10 protein-coding genes and 2 pseudogenes are annotated in these 17,173 nt (G+C 65.8%); 7 read left to right on the top strand and 5 right to left on the bottom strand.

Annotated features, from left to right (window positions below; all coding sequences use genetic code 11):
* Window positions 1-205: 205 nt before the first annotated feature.
* The 3 genes from ACSKB9_RS01635 to ACSKB9_RS01645 form a co-directional block, all read right to left on the bottom strand.
* Complete coding sequence (locus ACSKB9_RS01635; RefSeq protein WP_438071302.1) at window positions 206-814, bottom strand: DUF1236 domain-containing protein; 609 nt, start codon at window positions 812-814, stop codon at window positions 206-208.
* Between the two features lie 602 nt (window positions 815-1,416).
* Window positions 1,417-2,184, bottom strand: coding sequence for a DsbA family protein (locus ACSKB9_RS01640; protein WP_016840097.1), 768 nt, complete (start codon window positions 2,182-2,184; stop codon window positions 1,417-1,419).
* An 87-nt stretch (window positions 2,185-2,271) separates the two neighbouring features.
* Window positions 2,272-3,672, bottom strand: coding sequence for a M48 family metalloprotease (locus ACSKB9_RS01645; protein ID WP_438071304.1), 1,401 nt, complete (start codon window positions 3,670-3,672; stop codon window positions 2,272-2,274).
* A 227-nt stretch (window positions 3,673-3,899) separates the two neighbouring features.
* On the opposite strand from ACSKB9_RS01645, the gene ACSKB9_RS01650 reads away from it, so the two are divergent.
* Complete coding sequence (locus ACSKB9_RS01650; RefSeq protein WP_438071306.1) at window positions 3,900-5,087, top strand: pyridoxal phosphate-dependent aminotransferase; 1,188 nt, start codon at window positions 3,900-3,902, stop codon at window positions 5,085-5,087.
* Window positions 5,088-5,306: 219 nt separating this feature from the next.
* Window positions 5,307-6,640, top strand: a pseudogene (locus ACSKB9_RS01655) (dicarboxylate/amino acid:cation symporter).
* 10 nt (window positions 6,641-6,650) lie between these two features.
* Here the strand turns inward: ACSKB9_RS01655 and ACSKB9_RS01660 are convergent.
* Window positions 6,651-7,884: pseudogene (locus ACSKB9_RS01660) on the bottom strand (NAD(P)/FAD-dependent oxidoreductase).
* Window positions 7,885-7,990: 106 nt separating this feature from the next.
* Window positions 7,991-10,516: an Rne/Rng family ribonuclease gene (locus ACSKB9_RS01665; protein WP_438071307.1), complete on the bottom strand. Its 2,526-nt coding sequence runs from the start codon at window positions 10,514-10,516 to the stop codon at window positions 7,991-7,993.
* A gap of 21 nt (window positions 10,517-10,537) precedes the next feature.
* On the opposite strand from ACSKB9_RS01665, the gene ACSKB9_RS01670 reads away from it, so the two are divergent.
* From ACSKB9_RS01670 to prfB, 5 genes are all read left to right on the top strand, one after another.
* Window positions 10,538-10,975, top strand: coding sequence for a hypothetical protein (locus ACSKB9_RS01670; RefSeq protein ID WP_438071309.1), 438 nt, complete (start codon window positions 10,538-10,540; stop codon window positions 10,973-10,975).
* Between the two features lie 6 nt (window positions 10,976-10,981).
* Window positions 10,982-11,269, top strand: a complete 288-nt coding sequence (locus ACSKB9_RS01675; RefSeq protein ID WP_438071311.1) for a hypothetical protein — start codon at window positions 10,982-10,984, stop codon at window positions 11,267-11,269.
* Between the two features lie 615 nt (window positions 11,270-11,884).
* Entirely contained in the window at window positions 11,885-13,195 is a 1,311-nt protein-coding gene (locus ACSKB9_RS01680) for an N-acetylmuramoyl-L-alanine amidase (protein WP_438071312.1), read from the top strand.
* Between the two features lie 237 nt (window positions 13,196-13,432).
* A complete protein-coding gene (locus tag ACSKB9_RS01685) occupies window positions 13,433-15,934 on the top strand; it encodes a penicillin-binding protein 1A (RefSeq protein ID WP_438071314.1) in 2,502 nt (833 codons plus the stop codon).
* 106 nt (window positions 15,935-16,040) lie between these two features.
* A protein-coding gene (gene prfB / locus ACSKB9_RS01690; protein WP_141342568.1) for a peptide chain release factor 2 occupies window positions 16,041-17,172 on the top strand; the annotation gives its coding sequence in 2 pieces (ribosomal slippage) (window positions 16,041-16,109 and window positions 16,111-17,172; 1,131 coding nt in all).
* The last annotated feature ends 1 nt before the right edge of the window (window position 17,173 follow it).

Genomic DNA, 17,173 nt, shown 5'->3' on the forward strand with positions numbered 1-17,173 from the left:
AACTTCCTCCACCCTGTTAGATGACTGTCCTAACCTACGGAAAATGCTGATTAACCAAATCTTGCGGAAGCTGCCCTCGGCGGGCGCTCCGGCCCGCCATCCACTGCGTGATGCGGGGTGCGGCCGAAAGCAAGACCCCGCCCCGAAGGGGGCGGGTCGAGATGAAGGCGAGGGCCCGTTTGGGCGCCCTCGCACCGAGGCCGGTTTAGCCCTCGATGATGTAGACGATCTCATGGGTCTCAGGCTGCACGATCACGTAGCGGCCCTTGACCAGGATGAACTGATAGCCGCGCCACTGCGGGTAGATCGTCACGACCCGCTCCGGCACCGGGTAGAAGTGAACGTCAGCCGGAACGCGGGTGCCGACCGACACGTTAAAGTTGACGTTGGTGGCTTCGGTCACGTGCTCCGACTTGATCGCGGTCGTGATCTGGCTGCGCTTCTCGGCCGGCGGAGCCGCGGTGGCCGACGTTGCCGCGTTGCCGGTCGTGGTCTGCGTGCGGCTCGTGTCGTTGGTCTGCGCGCGGTTGGGGTCGGCCGGGCTCTTGGTCTGAGCGTTCTGGTTGGTCGTGGCACCGGCACCGCTCTTGTCGCGGCCCTCGGCGTTCATCTTGCCGCTCTTGTCACGCTCCTCGGCTTTCATGTTGCCGCTCTTGTCGCGACCTTCGGCCTTCATGTCCTTCGAGCCCTCCTTGGAGCCCTTGGTCGCTTCGTTCTCCGAGCTCATGCCCTTCGACTTTTGGGTACTGTCCTGCGCGCCCTTGGTGGCCGTGCCGGACTTGTCGGACTCCGCACCCTTGGTGCTCGAACTCACCGGTCGTCGAATGCTCGGAACCCTTCATGCCGCTCTTGTCATGCTGCATGGTGCCCGATGACGCACCACCGGACGGTGCAGACTGCTGCGTGGTCGCACCACCACCGGCCCCGGTTTCCTTGTTGGCGCCGCCGGCGCCCTGTGCGTTCGCGAAACCGGTGCCGGCGATCAAAGCCGCCGCCGCGACCGAAATCAGAAAGCGGTTAGACATCGTAATTCCTCCTCGTTTTTCAGCATTGCCCGCGCCGACAACGGGAGAGCATGTGCGATGTTCCTGTTGATTTGCGGTTCCTTGCGGTTTGTTCTTGAGGTGAATGCGCGATGAACGCGCGAGATGAATGCGCGGCTGCTTCAACCGCAGGCCCAGTCGAACTCCGCGCCCGCATGATCGAGCTGGCCGTTGCCGCCGCCGAAATTGAAGCCGCCGAAATGCTCTTCGATCTCGAGATTAGGTCGCGCTATATTTTCGGCTTCGCGCGACTTGCGTCGTTGGTGACGGCCCTTGGTTGCGACCCGCGCGGAATCGGTTCGGTGGCGGCCACAAAAAATCCGGCTGCATCGCAGCCGGATCTTGTACGCGATGAGCGCTGTCGGAGCGGCGATCAGCAGGTCGCCTTGCCGCAGCGGGCGATGCCGATCTTTTCCTTGAGGTTGTCGACGCCGACGGCGCCGATCACGACCTGCTTGCCGATCACGTAGCTCGGTGTGCCGTTCATGCCCATGGATTCGGCGAGGCGGAAGTTCTCCTCGATGGTCGCCTTCACCTCGGGGCTCGCCATATCCTTCTCGAGTTTCGCCATGTCGAGACCGACCTCCTTGGCGACCGCCAGCGCGCGCGCCTTGTCGGCGGCGCCGCGGCCGCCGAGCAGCTTCTGGTGGAAATCGAGATACTTCTTGCCGGTCGGATCCTGCATGCGCACGGCGACCGCGACCTGCGCGGCCTCGACCGAGCCCTGGCTCAGCACCGGGAATTCCTTCAGCACGACCTTCAGCTTCGGATCCGCCTTCATCAAATCGAGCATGTCGGACATCGCGCGCTTGCAGTAGCCGCAATTGTAATCGAAGAACTCGACGAAGGTGACGTCGCCGTCCTTGTTGCCGAGCATGACGCCGCGCGGCGAATTGAAGATGGTGTCGGCGTTCTTGGCGACGCTCTGCTCATGCTTCTCGGCTTCGGCGGCGGCCTGCCGCTTGCTCAGCTCGTTCATCGCCTCCTCGAGCACCTCCGGGTGCGCGATCAGATAGTTGCGCACGATGGTCTCGATGTCGCCGCGCTGGGTGTCGGTGAAGCTCTGCGCGGACGCCGGAAGCGGCGCGGCGCAAACGCCGAGCGCGAGCAGGGCAGGGGCAAGAAAACGAAGCGCTGGCATGACAAAATCCTTGTTCGCGGTGGCTCAAAAAAACGGCGGGGCCGTGAGCCGGTTTCGGTGATCGTTGTATGGAACTACGGTTTATTTCTAGTTGTTTTTCTGACCCGGCATGGGCTTGGCGCTCACAATGTCGTCAGCTTTGACCCAGCCGGGCGTGCCGATCGCGAACCGCGTCTTGGCGCGTGACGCAAGATCGCGGGCGGTCTTGGTGTCGCCGCGGAGATAGGCGGCCTGCGCCGAGGCGAGGTCGGCCTGGGCATAGTCGCCCTTGCGGCCATAGGCCATCGCGAGCTGGGTATAGCCGAGCGGCGCCTCGGGCTCGCGCGCCACCGCGGCACGCAGCATGTTGATCGCCTCGTCGGTGTAGGCCTTGTTGTCCGAGGCGACCAGCGCCTGGCCGAGCAGCATCTCGATCAACGGCGAATTGCTGGAGAGCTGCACTGCGCGGCGCAGCGGCGCGATGGCTTCGGCCGGCCGGCCGCCTTCGAGCAGCGCCTGGCCGCGCAATTCATGGAAATAGGGATTGTTGGGCTGCACCTGGATCAAGCCGTCGATCTGCGCGATCGCCGAGCGCAGATCGCCGTGCAGATAGGTCGTGATCGCGCGTGCATAGCGCGCCGGCAGGCTGGTGTTGGACAGCGGATAGCGGCGGTAGACCGTGTCCTGCCGCTCCATGAAGCCCGAGATCTTGGCGCGCATCATGTCGTGGCGCAGCTGCAGCGCCGGATCGTCCTTCTTGTCCCAGATGGGGCTGGAGCGCGCCAGTTCCTGCAGCGCGGAGACGCGATCGACCGGCATCGGATGCGACTGCAGATAAGGGTCAGCCCCGCGCGAGGCGAACAGGCTCTCGTCGGTGAAGCGCTTGAACGTCTCGTACATGCCCTTGGCGGATTGTCCGGTCGCATTCAGGAACTTGACGCCGGCGCGGTCGGCGTTCTCTTCCTGCTGGCGTTGATAGGACAATAGCGTGCGCTGAATGACCGCTTGCGGCGCCGAGATCGCCGCGGCGCCGGCGCTGGAGAGACCATTGCCGCGGCCGCCCGCACCCGCGGCAAGCGCGCCGACGCCGAGCAGCATCGCGATGATCATCTGGGTCTGGGCTTGCGCCAGCTGCTCGCGCATCTTGGCGAGATGGCCGCCGGCGAGGTGGCCGGTCTCGTGCGCCAGCACGCCGATGATCTGGTTCGGCGTCTCCGATTGCAGCAGCGCGCCGTAATTGACGAAGATGCGCCGGCCGTCGGCGACGAAGGCGTTGAACGAGCCGTCGTTGATGATCACGATCTGGATGTTCTGCTTCTCCAGACCGGCGGCGCGCAGGATCGGCCTTGTGTATTCGCGCAACAGCTGCTCGGACTCGGTGTCGCGCAGCACCGGCGGGCCTTTTTGCTGGGCTCGCGCAGGGACCACGGGGCCGACCGCGAGCGCAACCGCAGTCATGAGCGCGGTCAGCTTGAAGGTCCTGGTGCGAAGCGCGAGGCGGAACAGCATGGGCGATCTATCGGCGATGACTGGCCGCGCCGGCACAAGTCCGTGTTCCGGGCCCGACCGGATCAGGCGCGTGGCGCAGTCTGTTGTTTTTGCAGTTCTTCTTCACGCGAACCGGGTATTCACTTGGCCTGAAAGCGTTATAAGGAGCCACCGAATGCGGCCAGTCTGGGGCGGCAGCCGGTAACGGGAACCCGAATTCGGCAGCGGCCGTGCAATAGCAGAAATCCATGCGTGAAGCGACACCGAGAGACCGTGTAAGCAGCCTGTTGACAGCGTCCGGACGGAGCGATGTTCCGCCGTTCATGGTGATGGACGTGATGGCGGCGGCCGCGCGAATCGAGGCCGCCGGCGGCCATGTCATCCATATGGAGGTGGGGCAGCCTGCCGCAGGCGCGCCGAAGCCGGCGATCGCGGCCGCGCAGGCCGCGCTTGCGGACGGGCGGATCGACTACACCTCGGCGCTCGGCATTCCCTCGCTGCGCGCGCGCATCGCCCGGCACTACGGCGACACGTATGGTTGCGCGGTCGACGCGGAGCGCATCATCGTCACGACCGGCTCGTCGGGCGGGTTCATCCTGGCGTTTCTTGCGATGTTCGAACCGGGCGACCGGGTCGCGGTGACCGTGCCGGGCTATCCGCCGTACCGCCATATCCTGACCGCGCTGGGCTGCGAGCCAGTGCTGATCGAAACCTCCGGCGACACCCGCCATGCCCTGACCGGCGAGGCGCTGCTCGCCGCCCACCGCAAGGCGCCGCTGAAGGGCGTGCTGGTCGGCAGCCCCGCCAACCCGACCGGCACCATGATGTCGCGCGAGGCGCTGTCGACCCTGATGGCGGCCGCCGACAGCGCCGGCATCCGCTTCATCTCCGACGAGATCTATCACGGGCTCGACTACGCGTTCCCTGCGGTGACGGCCGCAGAGCTGTCGCCGAACGCGCTCGTGATCAACTCGTTCTCGAAGTACTTCTGCATGACCGGCTGGCGTGTCGGCTGGATGGTGGTGCCCGACGTGCTGGTGCGGCCGATCGAGCGGCTGCAGCAGAACCTGTCGATCTCGGTGCCGACCCTGTCGCAGATCGCGGCCGAAGCGGCGTTCGAAGGCCGCGAGGAGATGGAGGCGATCAAGCGCGGCTATCAGGAGAACCGCCGCATCCTGATCGAAGGGCTGCCGAAGGCCGGCCTGACCAAATTCCTTCCCGCTGACGGCGCGTTCTACCTCTATGCCGACGTCTCCGACTTCACCTCCGACAGCTTCGCCTTCGCCAGCGAGATGCTCGAGAAGGCGCATGTCGCGGCGACCCCCGGCGTCGATTTCGATCCGATCCACGGCCGCGCCTTCATCCGTTTTTCCTATGCACGCTCGGCCGCGGAGATGCAGGAAGCAGTTGCACGGATCGCGCATTGGCTTAAATAGCCCGCGAACTCCAGGAGCCTTCAAACTCCAAGAGCCATCAAGAGCCTTCCGGCGTTCGCTTTGCCTTTCGGATCGGTTTCGCAGCGCAGTGCCGTGGTTTCGCCGGCACTGTGGCGCGCGGATCATCGCGGATAAGCGGCAGGGCCCACATAGTTCCATTTGACTTGAACCGCCAAGTTGATCTTGGCTGTTTCCGCCATTTCTGAGGGGGAGTGACACATGGCAACGGCAACCGTTGTCACGGCTGCGCCGGCGAGCGCCGGCAGCAAGCCGTGGTATAAAGTTCTCTATGTCCAGGTCCTGATCGCGATCGTGCTCGGCGCATTGGTCGGCTGGTTGTGGCCGGGCCTTGCCACCAACGAGTGGATCAAGGCGCTCGGTGACGGCTTCATCAAGCTGATCAAGATGGTGATCGCGCCGATCATCTTCTGCACCGTGGTATCGGGCATCGCCCATATACAAGATGCCAAGAAGGTCGGCCGCATCGGTGTCAAGGCGCTGGTGTATTTCGAGGTCGTCTCGACCTTCGCGCTGGTGATCGGATTGCTCGTCGGCAATCTGGTCAGGCCTGGCGCCGGCTTCGGCAATGCGGCGGCGAACGCGCAGGCGGTCGCCGGCTATGCCAAGCAGGCGGAGGCGCAGAAGAGCGTCGACTTCGTGCTGCACATCATTCCGGACACAGTGGTCGGCGCATTCGCGCAGGGCGAGATCCTTCAGGTGCTGCTGTTCTCGGTGCTGTTCGGCTTCGCGATCATGGGCCTTGGCGAGCGCGGCCACACCATCCGCTCGTTCATCGACGACGCCGCGCATGCGGTGTTCGGCGTCATCTCGATCGTGATGCGGGCGGCGCCGATCGGCGCATTCGGCGCGATGGCCTTCACCATCGGCAAGTTCGGCACCGGCGCGATCCTCAACCTGATGGGGCTGATCGCGACGTTCTATCTGACCGCCGCGTTGTTCGTGTTCGTGGTGCTCGGCATCATCGCGCGGATCGCCGGGTTCTCGATCTTCAAGTTCCTGGCCTACATCAAGGACGAGCTCCTGATCGTGCTCGGCACCTCGTCCTCCGAGAGCGCGCTGCCATCATTGATGGAGAAGCTCGAACGTCTCGGCTGCTCGAAATCGGTGGTCGGCCTCGTGGTGCCCACGGGCTATTCGTTCAACCTCGACGGCACCAACATCTACATGACGCTGGCGACCCTGTTCATCGCACAGGCGCTGGGCTTCGATCTCACCTTCAGCCAGCAGATCACCATCCTGATCGTGGCGATGCTGACCTCGAAGGGTGCCTCCGGCATCGCCGGTGCCGGCTTCATCACGCTGGCGGCGACGCTTGCGGTGGTCGATCCGCGGCTGGTGCCGGGCATGGCGATCGTGCTCGGCATCGACAAGTTCATGAGCGAGTGCCGCGCGCTGACCAATCTGTGCGGCAACGGCGTGGCTTGCGTGATCGTCGCCTGGTGGAGGGCGAGCTCGACCGCGACAAGCTCAATGCCAATCTCGCCGAACAGGTCGACCCAACCGACATGGAGACCGCGTTGACGACGGACTAGTTCTCCTTAGTTAGAACCGGTCCAGCCGATACGGCGAGGTGTCCACCGCGGATGCCTCGCCGTTCATCGTTTCGGCCAGCACCCGCGCGGTCGCGGGGCCGAGCGTGAAGCCCTGATGGCCGTGGCCGAAATCTCACCCACAGCCCGCGATGCCGCGGCACCGGCCCGAGCACCGGCAGCATGTCGGTTGTGCAGGGGCGGGTGCCGAACCACGGTTCGGGCTCGACGCGGCTGCCGATCTCGATCAGCTCGCGCGCCGCCGCTTCGGCGTAGCCGAGCTGGATCGGCGTCGCCGGTGCGTCGGGACTGGTCAGCTCCGCGCCAGTGGTGATGCGGATGCCCTTGGCCATCGGCGCCATCGCGTAGCCGTTCGCGGTGTCGACCAGCGGCAGGTCGAGCGAGCGGCCGCCCTGATAGTGCATGTGGTAGCCGCGCTTGCGCACCAGCGGGATCCGGTAGCCGAACTTGCGCAGCAATTGCGGTGACCACGGGCCGAGCGTGACCACGACGTGGGCGGCATCGATCCGGCCGCCACTGGTGTCGACCGACCAGCCGGACGTCGTCTGCGTCAGCGTCTGCGCATCGCCGCGCAGCAGCGTGCCGCCGAGACGCTCGAACAGTCCGGCATAGGCGGAAACAAGTCCGCCGGGGTCCGACACGGTCCAGGGCCCAAGCCAGTGAATGGCGCCGGGCAGGTCGTCGCGCAGCAACGGTTCCGCCTTGGCGAGCTCGCGGCCATCAAGCACGCGAAACGTCACGCCGAAGTCGCGCTGGTTCTCCTCGGCGATTGCAATGGCCTGCTCCAGCGCGGCCGGGTCGCGATGCAGCAGGCGATAGCCGGCGCGGCGGATCAGATTGTCGGCATGGGCGCCGCGGATCAGCGTGTCGTGCTCCGCGGTGGCGTAGGCGATCAGGCGCGCCCAGGCGATGGTGGCTTCGCGGTGCCGCTCGGGCGTCGAGTTCCACCAATAGCGCAGCAGCGGGCCGGCGTGCTGCGGCAGCGACGCCAGGCGATAGCGCACATCGTTGGTGCGCCCCATCGCGATCCGGGCGAGGATGGCGGGATCGCGCGGCATCGGGTAGGGCCGCACCGCTTCGCTCTGGATGATGCCGGCATTGCCGTAGCTGGTTTCGCGGCCCGGCTCCTTGCGGTCGACGAGCGTCACCGACCAGCCGCGACGCTGCAGATGCAGCGCCGTGCTGACGCCCACCATGCCGCCGCCAAGAACGATCGCGCTTTGCATTGGGATCCGTCTCCGTCAGGCTCCGTTACGCCGGCGTCCGACGAACGGATTGCCTGTTCAGTAAAAACGCCCGGCGTGAACCGGGCGTTTTGACTTGCAGGTGGTGCTAGTTGCCGCCGCCGAAGCGGCGCGACCACCAGCCCTTGCGGGCCGGAGCCTCGGCCGCAGCGGCCGGTGCCGGCTCTGGAGTAGCCGCGGCCGGCTCAGGGGCTTCCTCCGCGGGGCTTTGAACCAGCGCCGCTGATGCCTCGGGCTGCGGGCTCGATGCGAAGTTGACCTTTTCGCGCACCGTCGAGCGGCGACGCTGGGCACGGTCGCCTTCGGCAGTGTCCTCGGCGGCAGACGCCGTGGCGGTTTCGGGCTCGGGTGCCGCGACCGGCTCGACGGGGGCGACCTCGGTCGGCTGCCACTCCGGCGGCTCGGCCACCAGTTCGGGCTGCGCCAGCGAGGGAGCCGGCTCCGCGTCATGACTATCGAAATCGGCGACTGCGTCGGAGGCCTCCGACGTCGCCGCCGGGCTCAACTCATCGGAGATCGATCCGGCGAGACCGTCATCCGGTCCGCCACTGCCGCGCCGGCGGCGGCCGCCACGGCGTCCGCGGCGCCGCGGACGACGATCGCCATTGCCGGCCTGGTCGTCGCGGGCAGCGCCCTGCTGCTCGTCACCTTCGTCCTCATCGCCTTCGGCATCGGCGGCGGCAACCGCCTCGGTGCCTTCGGGCAGGACATGCATGAGATCGCCGTCCTCGCGCGGCTGCTGGGCGCCTTCACGCGCCTCGCTGCCGCCGCGGCCGCGACGCCGGCGGCGCCGCTTGCGGCGCTGGCCGTCGCCTTCGCCCTCGGCGGAGCCTGCTTCATCACCGGCCGCCCGCTCGTCGGCGAGGCCATCGGTCTCGTCGGTCTCGATCTCGGCCTCGTATTCGAACAGCTCTTCCTCGTCATCGGCCTCTTCGGCCTGAGCCGGCGCAGCGGCAGCCTGCGCAGCGAGCAGCGCCTTGGCGGCTTCGAGCGTATGCACCTGCTCGCCGCGGTCGATGATGTAGGACTGCTGGCCATGCACCGTGGCATCCGCGACGATCGACAGCGAAACCCGGAAGGAGTCTTCGAGATCGCGCAGATGGCCGCGCTTGTGGTTGAGCACGTACAGCGCGACGTCGGTGCGGGTGCGGACCACCAGGTTGTGGGTCGCGCCCTTCATCAGGATCTCCTCGATGCCGCGCAAGAGCTGCAGCGCCACCGACGAGACCGAGCGGACGTGACCGCTTCCGCCGCATTGCGGGCAGGGCTCCGTCGAGCTTTCGAGCACGCTGGCGCGGATGCGCTGGCGCGACATTTCCAAGAGGCCGAAATGCGAGATGCGGCCGACCTGGATCCGCGCACGGTCCTGGCGCAGGCAGTCGGACAGCTTGCGCTCGACCGCGCGGTTGTTGCGCTTCTCGTCCATGTCGATGAAGTCGATGACGATCAGGCCGGCGAGGTCACGCAGGCGCAATTGGCGCGCGACTTCTTCCGCCGCTTCCAGATTGGTCTTGAGCGCAGTGTCCTCGATATGGTGCTCGCGCGTCGCCCGTCCGGAGTTGACGTCGATCGAGACCAGCGCCTCGGTCTGGTTGATCACGATGTAGCCGCCGGAGCGCAACTGCACGGTCGGCGAGAACATCGCGTCGAGTTGGCTTTCGACGCCCATGCGCGAGAACAGCGGCTGGCCGTCGCGATATTGCTTCACCGCCCGCACATTGGCCGGCATCAGCATCTTCATGAAGTCGCGCGCTTCACGGTAGCCGGCTTCGCCCGCCACCTGGATCTCGTCGATCTCCTTGTTGTAGAGGTCGCGCAGCGAGCGCTTGATCAGCGAGCCTTCCTCATAGACCAGCGTCGGCGCCTGCGACTTCAGCGTCAGGTCGCGCACCGTTTCCCACATCCGGATCAGGTATTCGAAGTCGCGCTTGATTTCCGGCTTGCTGCGGGAGGCGCCGGCGGTGCGCAGGATGATCCCCATGCCCTCGGGCACGTCGAGATCCTGCACCACTTCCTTCAGCCGCGAACGGTCCTGGGCGGAGGTGATCTTGCGGCTGATGCCGCCGCCGCGCGCGGTGTTGGGCATCAGCACGGCGTAGCGGCCGGCGAGCGACAGATAGGTGGTCAGCGCGGCGCCCTTGTTGCCGCGCTCTTCCTTGACGACCTGCACCAGCATCACCTGCCGGCGCTTGATCACTTCCTGGATCTTGTACTGGCGGCGCGGGCGGAACGGGCGCTCCGGAACCTCCTCGAGCACGTCGTCGCCGCCGACCGACTCGACGACGTCCTCTTCCTCGCCTTCCTCGCCCTCATCCTCTTCGTCATCTTCGCCGGCCTCGTCGCCAGGCCCGGTCTCGGGCGCGACCACCTCGGCGAGCGCGCCATATTCGGCGACCGCGTGTTCATCCGCGGCGGCGTGAAGCTCGTCGGAAGCCACATGCGGCGCGTCGTCGGCATGCGCGGCGTTTTCCTCGATCTGCTCCTCATGGACCCGCTCGGGCTCATGATCGACCTCGACCGTCTCGACGGTCTCGGGCGCGGCCGACGCGGCGGAGGCTTCGACCACCGCAACGACGGGGTCGGAGGGGGCGTCGGCAGCCGCCGCCTCGCTCACCTCGGGGGCGTGGTCGTGATCATGGGCATGATCGTGGTCGTGATGGTCGTCGTGACCATGATCGTGGTGGCCATGATCGTCGTGGTCATGATCATGGTGATGCTCATGGTCCTCGTGATGCGCATGATCATGCGCCTCATGCTCGTGGCCTTCGTGGGCGACCAGGCCGTGATCGTGGTGCCCGGCGTCATGTTCGTGATGCTCGGCATCGACGGGATGTTCGTGGGCCTCGATGGTGGGCAGCGCCTGCGTGTCGTTCGCGCCCTCGATCACCTCGCTCTGGACGCGCTCGCCATGGCCGCGGCGACGGGCATTGCGATGGCGCGACCGGCGGCGATGGCCGCGGTTCTCGTGCTCTTCCTCGGCCTCGCGATGGGCGCGCTCGTCGGCCTCGATCAGCGCCTGACGGTCGGCGACCGGGATCTGGTAATAGTCGGGATGGATTTCGCTGAAGGCTAGGAAGCCATGCCGGTTGCCGCCATACTCGATGAAGGCGGCCTGCAGCGACGGCTCTACGCGCGTAACCTTGGCGAGATAAATGTTGCCGCGCAACTGTTTGCGCTGGGCGGTCTCGAAATCAAACTCTTCGACGCGATTGCCACGGACCACGACGACCCGGGTCTCTTCCGGGTGGGTGGCATCGATCAACATCTTGTTGGGCATTTTGGAGCTCTTGACGGCGGCGGGCGCGGATCATGGCGCGCGCAAACTGCGCCGCCCGGTGACGCGACGGTCCACCTGATTCGGGGGTGAGGGGAAGGCCGAAACGCATCTCGCGGCGCAGCGCCGGACGGGAACTCACCGGGATGATGCGACGGGCGAAGTTTTCACCTCGCGTCAGCGCGATCATTCGGGGGATCCTGGTCGGCAATGCAGTCTGGCGCATTAAGCGTCGGCCCGTCTAAACATGTTGGCGGCGAAAAATACCGCCGTATCTTTTGCTGAAAGCCCCGTCTGGCGCCGAAGCGCCTGCCGGCCATCGCATATCGAGGCCCCAAGGGACCGGATAATCGGTTATGCCTTGTCTCAAACCGTCCCTCTGGCGAGGGAGTGTGCCTGGGACCGGACGCCGCTCGGGCTTGAATCCGCCACTCCGTGTCAGCCGCGCGCGGCGCTGGCTGGGGAGGGACCGGAAAAACACGGCGGGATCTTCGATCAGGAAGGTTCCACCGCTGCACCGGGAGGCTGAACGCGACACAACCGGGAGTACTAGCCGTCAGCACCTCGTACATACGTGGATTGACCGCCGCGTGCAAGGGAAGCGTCACGCCGCCGCAACACTCGGTTCTTTTCGCCGGAGCGTCATTAGGGGGCGATTAACCGTGTGGTTCTAATGCGGTAAGAAGCAGCTGGGAGGCTACGAATTGGGTGGCGAACCGCGCAAAACACCTTGTTTTTCTGGGATGCGGGCTATTTTGCGCCGCAACATCGGTGTTTGCCATTGCCGGCGCCCCGAGCGCCGCTGAGGGCCCGCAGAACAGCCCGCCTGCGCCGGCCGCGAGCTCCCCGAATTTCCCGGTCGCATCCGGCGCCAGGCTCGCCGGCGACGCCAAGCAGACCCGATTCATCCTCGACCTCGACCGCAAGATCGAGTTTCGCGCCTTCCCGCTCGCGGACCCCTACCGCGTCGTGGTCGATATCCCACAGGTCGATTTTCAGCTCGCGGCCGGCACCGGCTCGGCGGGGCGGGGCTTGGTGAAGGCGTTCCGCTATGGCCTCGTGATGCCCGGCGGCTCGCGGATCGTGTTCGACCTGACCGGACCGGTGAAGATCGCCAATTCCTACGTGCTCGATGCCGCCAATGGCCAGCCGCCGCGGCTGGTGCTGGACTTCGAGGAGGTCGACCGCACCAGCTTCGTGCAGTCGCTGGCGCCCGCGAGCCGGCCCGAATCGAAACCGGCGATTTCCGAATCCACCACGGCGACCATTCCGGCCGTTACCTCGGCGGCGCTGCCGCCGGTTGCGGCCACCGACGCGCGCCCGCTGATCGTGATCGATCCCGGTCACGGCGGCATCGACAACGGCACGCAATCCGGCGACCAGACCGAGAAGAACCTGGTGCTGGGCTTTGGCCTTGCCCTGCGCGACCGGATCGAAAAGTCGGGCAAGTATCGGGTGGTCATGACGCGGTCCGACGACACCTTCATCCCGCTCAACGATCGGGTGAAGATCGCGCGCTCCCAGTCCGCGGCGCTGTTCGTCTCGATCCACGCCGACGCCCTGCCGCGCCGCGAGGGCGATGCCCAGGGCGCCACGATCTACACGGTGTCGGACAAGGCCTCCGACGCCGAGGCCGAACGGCTGGCGGAGGCGGAAAACAAGGCCGACGCCATCGCCGGCGTGAACCTGACCGACGAGCCGACCGAGGTCGCCGACATCCTGATCGACCTCGCGCAGCGCGAAACCAAGACATTCTCCAATCGCTTCGCCCGTCTTCTGATGGACGAGATGAAGACCACCGTGCGGATGCACAAGCACCCGCTCAAATCGGCCGGCTTCCGGGTGCTAAAGGCGCCCGACGTGCCGTCCGTGCTGGTCGAGATCGGCTACGTCTCCAACAAGGGCGACCTCGAGCACCTGGTCTCGGAGAGCTGGCGGAACAAGGCGGTCGGCTTGATGGTCCAGGCGATCGACACGTTCTTCGCCAAACGGCTGGCAACTGCCGGGTCGGCAAAGTGAAATCGGCCCGCTGAAAAGCCGGGGCCGTTGCGCCGAAGCCCTAGTTTGGCCACAGCCGCGACGGTATAGACAATGGACCGCAGGTCCGCAGAATCGACCATATTGTCCGGCGGCTCTTGTATACTCGCGTGCGCAAGGTGGCTCGCTGGGCCAAAGCTTCGTTGTGTGAGGCTTTCGCACTTTTGGACAGGCGCTTCTGACGACTGAGCGCCGGAGGGTAGGAACGGAACGTCGATAATGCGCCTGCTCGTGCGGTTTATGGGTTTCTTGTTCGCCGCCGGAACCGTCGTGTTCCTGGTCGGTGTCGCCGCCGTCGCTGGCGCCATCTGGCATTTCTCCAAGGATCTGCCCGACTACTCGCAGCTGCAGGACTATGAGCCGCCGGTGATGACCCGCGTGCATGCCGCCGACGGCGCGCTGCTTGGCGAATATTCCAAGGAGCGCCGGCTCTATCTGCCGATCCAGGCGGTGCCGAAGCTCGTGATCAACGCCTTCCTCGCCGCCGAAGACAAGAACTTCTACGAGCACGGTGGCATCGACTATCAGGGCATGGCGCGCGCTGCGATCCTTTATGCGCAGAACTACGGCTCGAACCGCCGCCCGCAGGGCGCCTCGACCATCACCCAGCAGGTCGCGAAGAACTTCCTGCTCACCAACGAGGTCTCGTTCAGCCGCAAGATCAAGGAAGCCTTGCTGGCGATGCGCATCGAGCGCGCCTATTCCAAGGACCGCATCCTCGAGCTCTATCTGAACGAAATCTATCTCGGCCTCGGTGCCTACGGCATCGCGGCGGCGTCGCTGGTCTATTTCGACAAGTCGGTCAACGAGCTGACGATTGCGGAGGCGTCCTATCTCGCCGCGCTGCCGAAAGCGCCGGCGGCGCTGCATCCGGTGCGCAACCGCGACCGCGCGATCGAGCGCCGCAATTATGTGATCGATCGTCTGCTGGAGAACGGCTGGATCAAGCAGGCCGACGCCGACAAGGCGCGCAAGGACCCGCTCAACGTCACCAGCCGCTCGAACGGCGCGCACATCTTCGCCGGCGAATATTTCGCCGAGGAGGTCCGCCGCGACATCTTCGAGCGCTACGGCGAAAAGAAGCTCTACGAGGGTGGTCTGTCGGTGCGCACCACGCTCGATCCCAAGATCCAGGTGATGGCGCGCAAGACCATGGTCGCGGGGCTTGTCAATTACGACGAGGCGCAGGGCTGGCGCGGGGCGCTGCACAAGCTCGACATTTCCGGTGACTGGGGCGTCAAGCTTGCCGATGTGAAGTCGCTGTCCGACATCTCGCCGTGGCGGATGGCCGTCGTGCTCGAGACCAGCGATCAGTCGGCGCGGATCGGCTTCCAGCCGGGTCGCGAGCTCGGCGGCGCGGTCAGCAAGGAGCGGCAGACCGGCATCATCACGATCGACGGCGTGCGCTGGGCCAAGACCAAGGGCAAGGCGCCGAGCGCCGTTTCGCAGGTGCTGCAGCCGGGCGACGTGATCTACGCCGATCCGCTGGTGACCAAGGACGGCAACGCGGTCGAAGGCCAGTATCGCCTGCGGCAATTGCCTGAAGTGTCCGGCGCCATGGTGGCGATGGATCCGTGGACCGGCCGCGTGCTCGCGATGGTCGGCGGCTTCTCGTTCGACCAGAGCCAATTCAACCGCGCGACGCAAGCCTACCGGCAGCCGGGTTCGTCGTTCAAGCCGATCGTGTACTCGTCGGCGCTGGACAATGGCTATACGCCGTCGACCACGGTGATCGACGCGCCGATCGAGATCGATCAGGGGCAGGGCGCCGGCGTGTGGCGTCCGGAAAACTATTCGACCGGCAAATACTACGGCCCGACCACGCTGCGCAACGCGCTGCAGCGCTCGCTCAACACCGTGACGGTGCGGCTCGCGCAGGACATCGGCATGCCGCTGGTCGGCGAATACGCCAAGCGCTTTGGCGTCTATGACGAATTGCCGAACTATCTGTCGTATGCGCTGGGTGCCGGCGAAACGACCGTGATGCGCATGGTCACGGCCTATTCGATGTTCGCCAATGGCGGCCGCCGGGTGAAGCCGACGCTGATCGATCGCATCCAGGATCGCTACGGCCATACCATCTTCAAGCACGACACCCGCGAATGCCGCGGCTGCGACGCGCCGGGGGGATGGAAGAGCCAGCCGGAGCCGCAGCTGGTCGACCGCCGCGAACAGGTGCTCGATCCGATGACCGCCTACCAGATCACCGAGATGATGGAAGGCGTGGTCCAGCGCGGCACCGCGACCGTCGTGAAGGAAGTCGGCAAGCCGATCGCCGGCAAGACCGGCACCACCAACGACGAGAAGGACGTCTGGTTCGTTGGCTTCTCGCCCGATCTCGCAGTCGGCGTCTACATGGGCTACGACAAGCCGCGCAATCTCGGCCGCGCCGCCACCGGTGGCCACGTCGCCGCGCCGATCGCCCGCGACTTCCTCAAGCTTGCGCTCGCCGACAAGCCGCCGACGCCGTTCAAGGTTCCGGCCGGCATCAAGCTGATCCGCGTCGACGCCAAGACCGGCATGCGCGCCGGTCCCGGCGACGGCGGCAACACCATCCTCGAAGCCTTCAAGCCGGGCACCGCGCCGCCGGAGAACTATTCGGTCATCGGCGTCGCCGATGCCGATGGGCGCGGCCCTGCGCCTGGCCCGCAGCCGTCGCAGAATGGGGCGCAGCCGGATGGCGGCTTCTTCATGCGTCCGGGAACCGGGGGGCTTTACTAGCGGTCGATCCGGCCAAATCGCCGGGATAGTGCGGCCAAGTCGATTGCGCTTTGCCGCGCCGGTCGCTACATCCCCCGGAACCTTTTTAGCCAACACCTGAAAGACCATGCGCGCGGAAATCGAACGCCTTGTTGAAGAGATCAAGCAGTCAGTCGGGCTGCTGAGGAGGCATCTTTGACGTCGAACAATCGACGGCACGCCTCGCTGAGCTGAACAAGCTTGCAGAAGACCCCAATCTCTGGAACGATCCCCAGAAGGCCCAGCGGCTGATGCAGGAGCGTACCTCACTGGAGGACGCGCTCTCAGGCATCGGCAAGGTCGAGCGCGAGCTCGAGGACAATATCGGCATGATCGAGCTCGGCGAGGCCGAGAACGATGAGGGCGTGGTCGCCGAGGCCGAGAAGGCGCTCAAGGATCTCAAGAAGGAGGTCGCCCGGCGCGAGCTGGAGGCGCTGCTGTCGGGCGAGGCCGACAAGTTCGATTCCTATCTCGAAGTCCATGCCGGCGCCGGCGGCACCGAGAGCCAGGACTGGGCGCAGATGCTGCTGCGCATGTACACGCGCTGGGCGGAGAAGCACGGCTTCAAGATCGAGTTCCTCGAAGAATCCCAGGGTGAAGAGGCCGGCATCAAGTCCGCCACCATCCAGATCAGCGGCCACAACGCCTATGGCTGGCTGAAGACCGAGGCCGGCGTGCATCGCCTGGTGCGCATCTCGCCGTTCGATTCCAACGCGCGGCGGCACACCTCGTTCTCGTCGGTGCAGATCTTCCCTGTGATCGACGACAGCATCAAGATCGAGATCAAGGAGTCCGATGTCCGCACCGACACCATGCGGTCGGGCGGCGCCGGCGGCCAGCACGTCAACAAGACCGAGTCGGCGGTGCGCCTGACGCACATCCCGACCGGCATCGCGGTGGTCTGCCAGGCCGGCCGCTCCCAGCACAAGAACCGGGCGCAGGCCTGGGACATGCTGCGCGCGCGGCTCTACGAGATCGAGCTGAAGAAGCGCGAGGAGCAGGCTGCCGCCGATCAGGCCGCCAAGACCGACATCGGCTGGGGTCACCAGATCCGCTCCTATGTGTTGCAGCCCTATCAGATGGTGAAGGACCTGCGCACCGGTGTGCAGACCTCCGACACGTCGGGGGTGCTCGATGGCGACCTCGATGAATTCATGGCGGCGACCTTGGCGCAGCGTGCCTTCGGCACCGGGCCCGGCTCCGTTGAGGATGTGGATTAGC

It is taken from the genome of Bradyrhizobium sp. BR 1433 (assembly GCF_051547665.1).
Classification (GTDB): Bacteria; Pseudomonadota; Alphaproteobacteria; order Rhizobiales; family Xanthobacteraceae; genus Bradyrhizobium; species Bradyrhizobium australafricanum.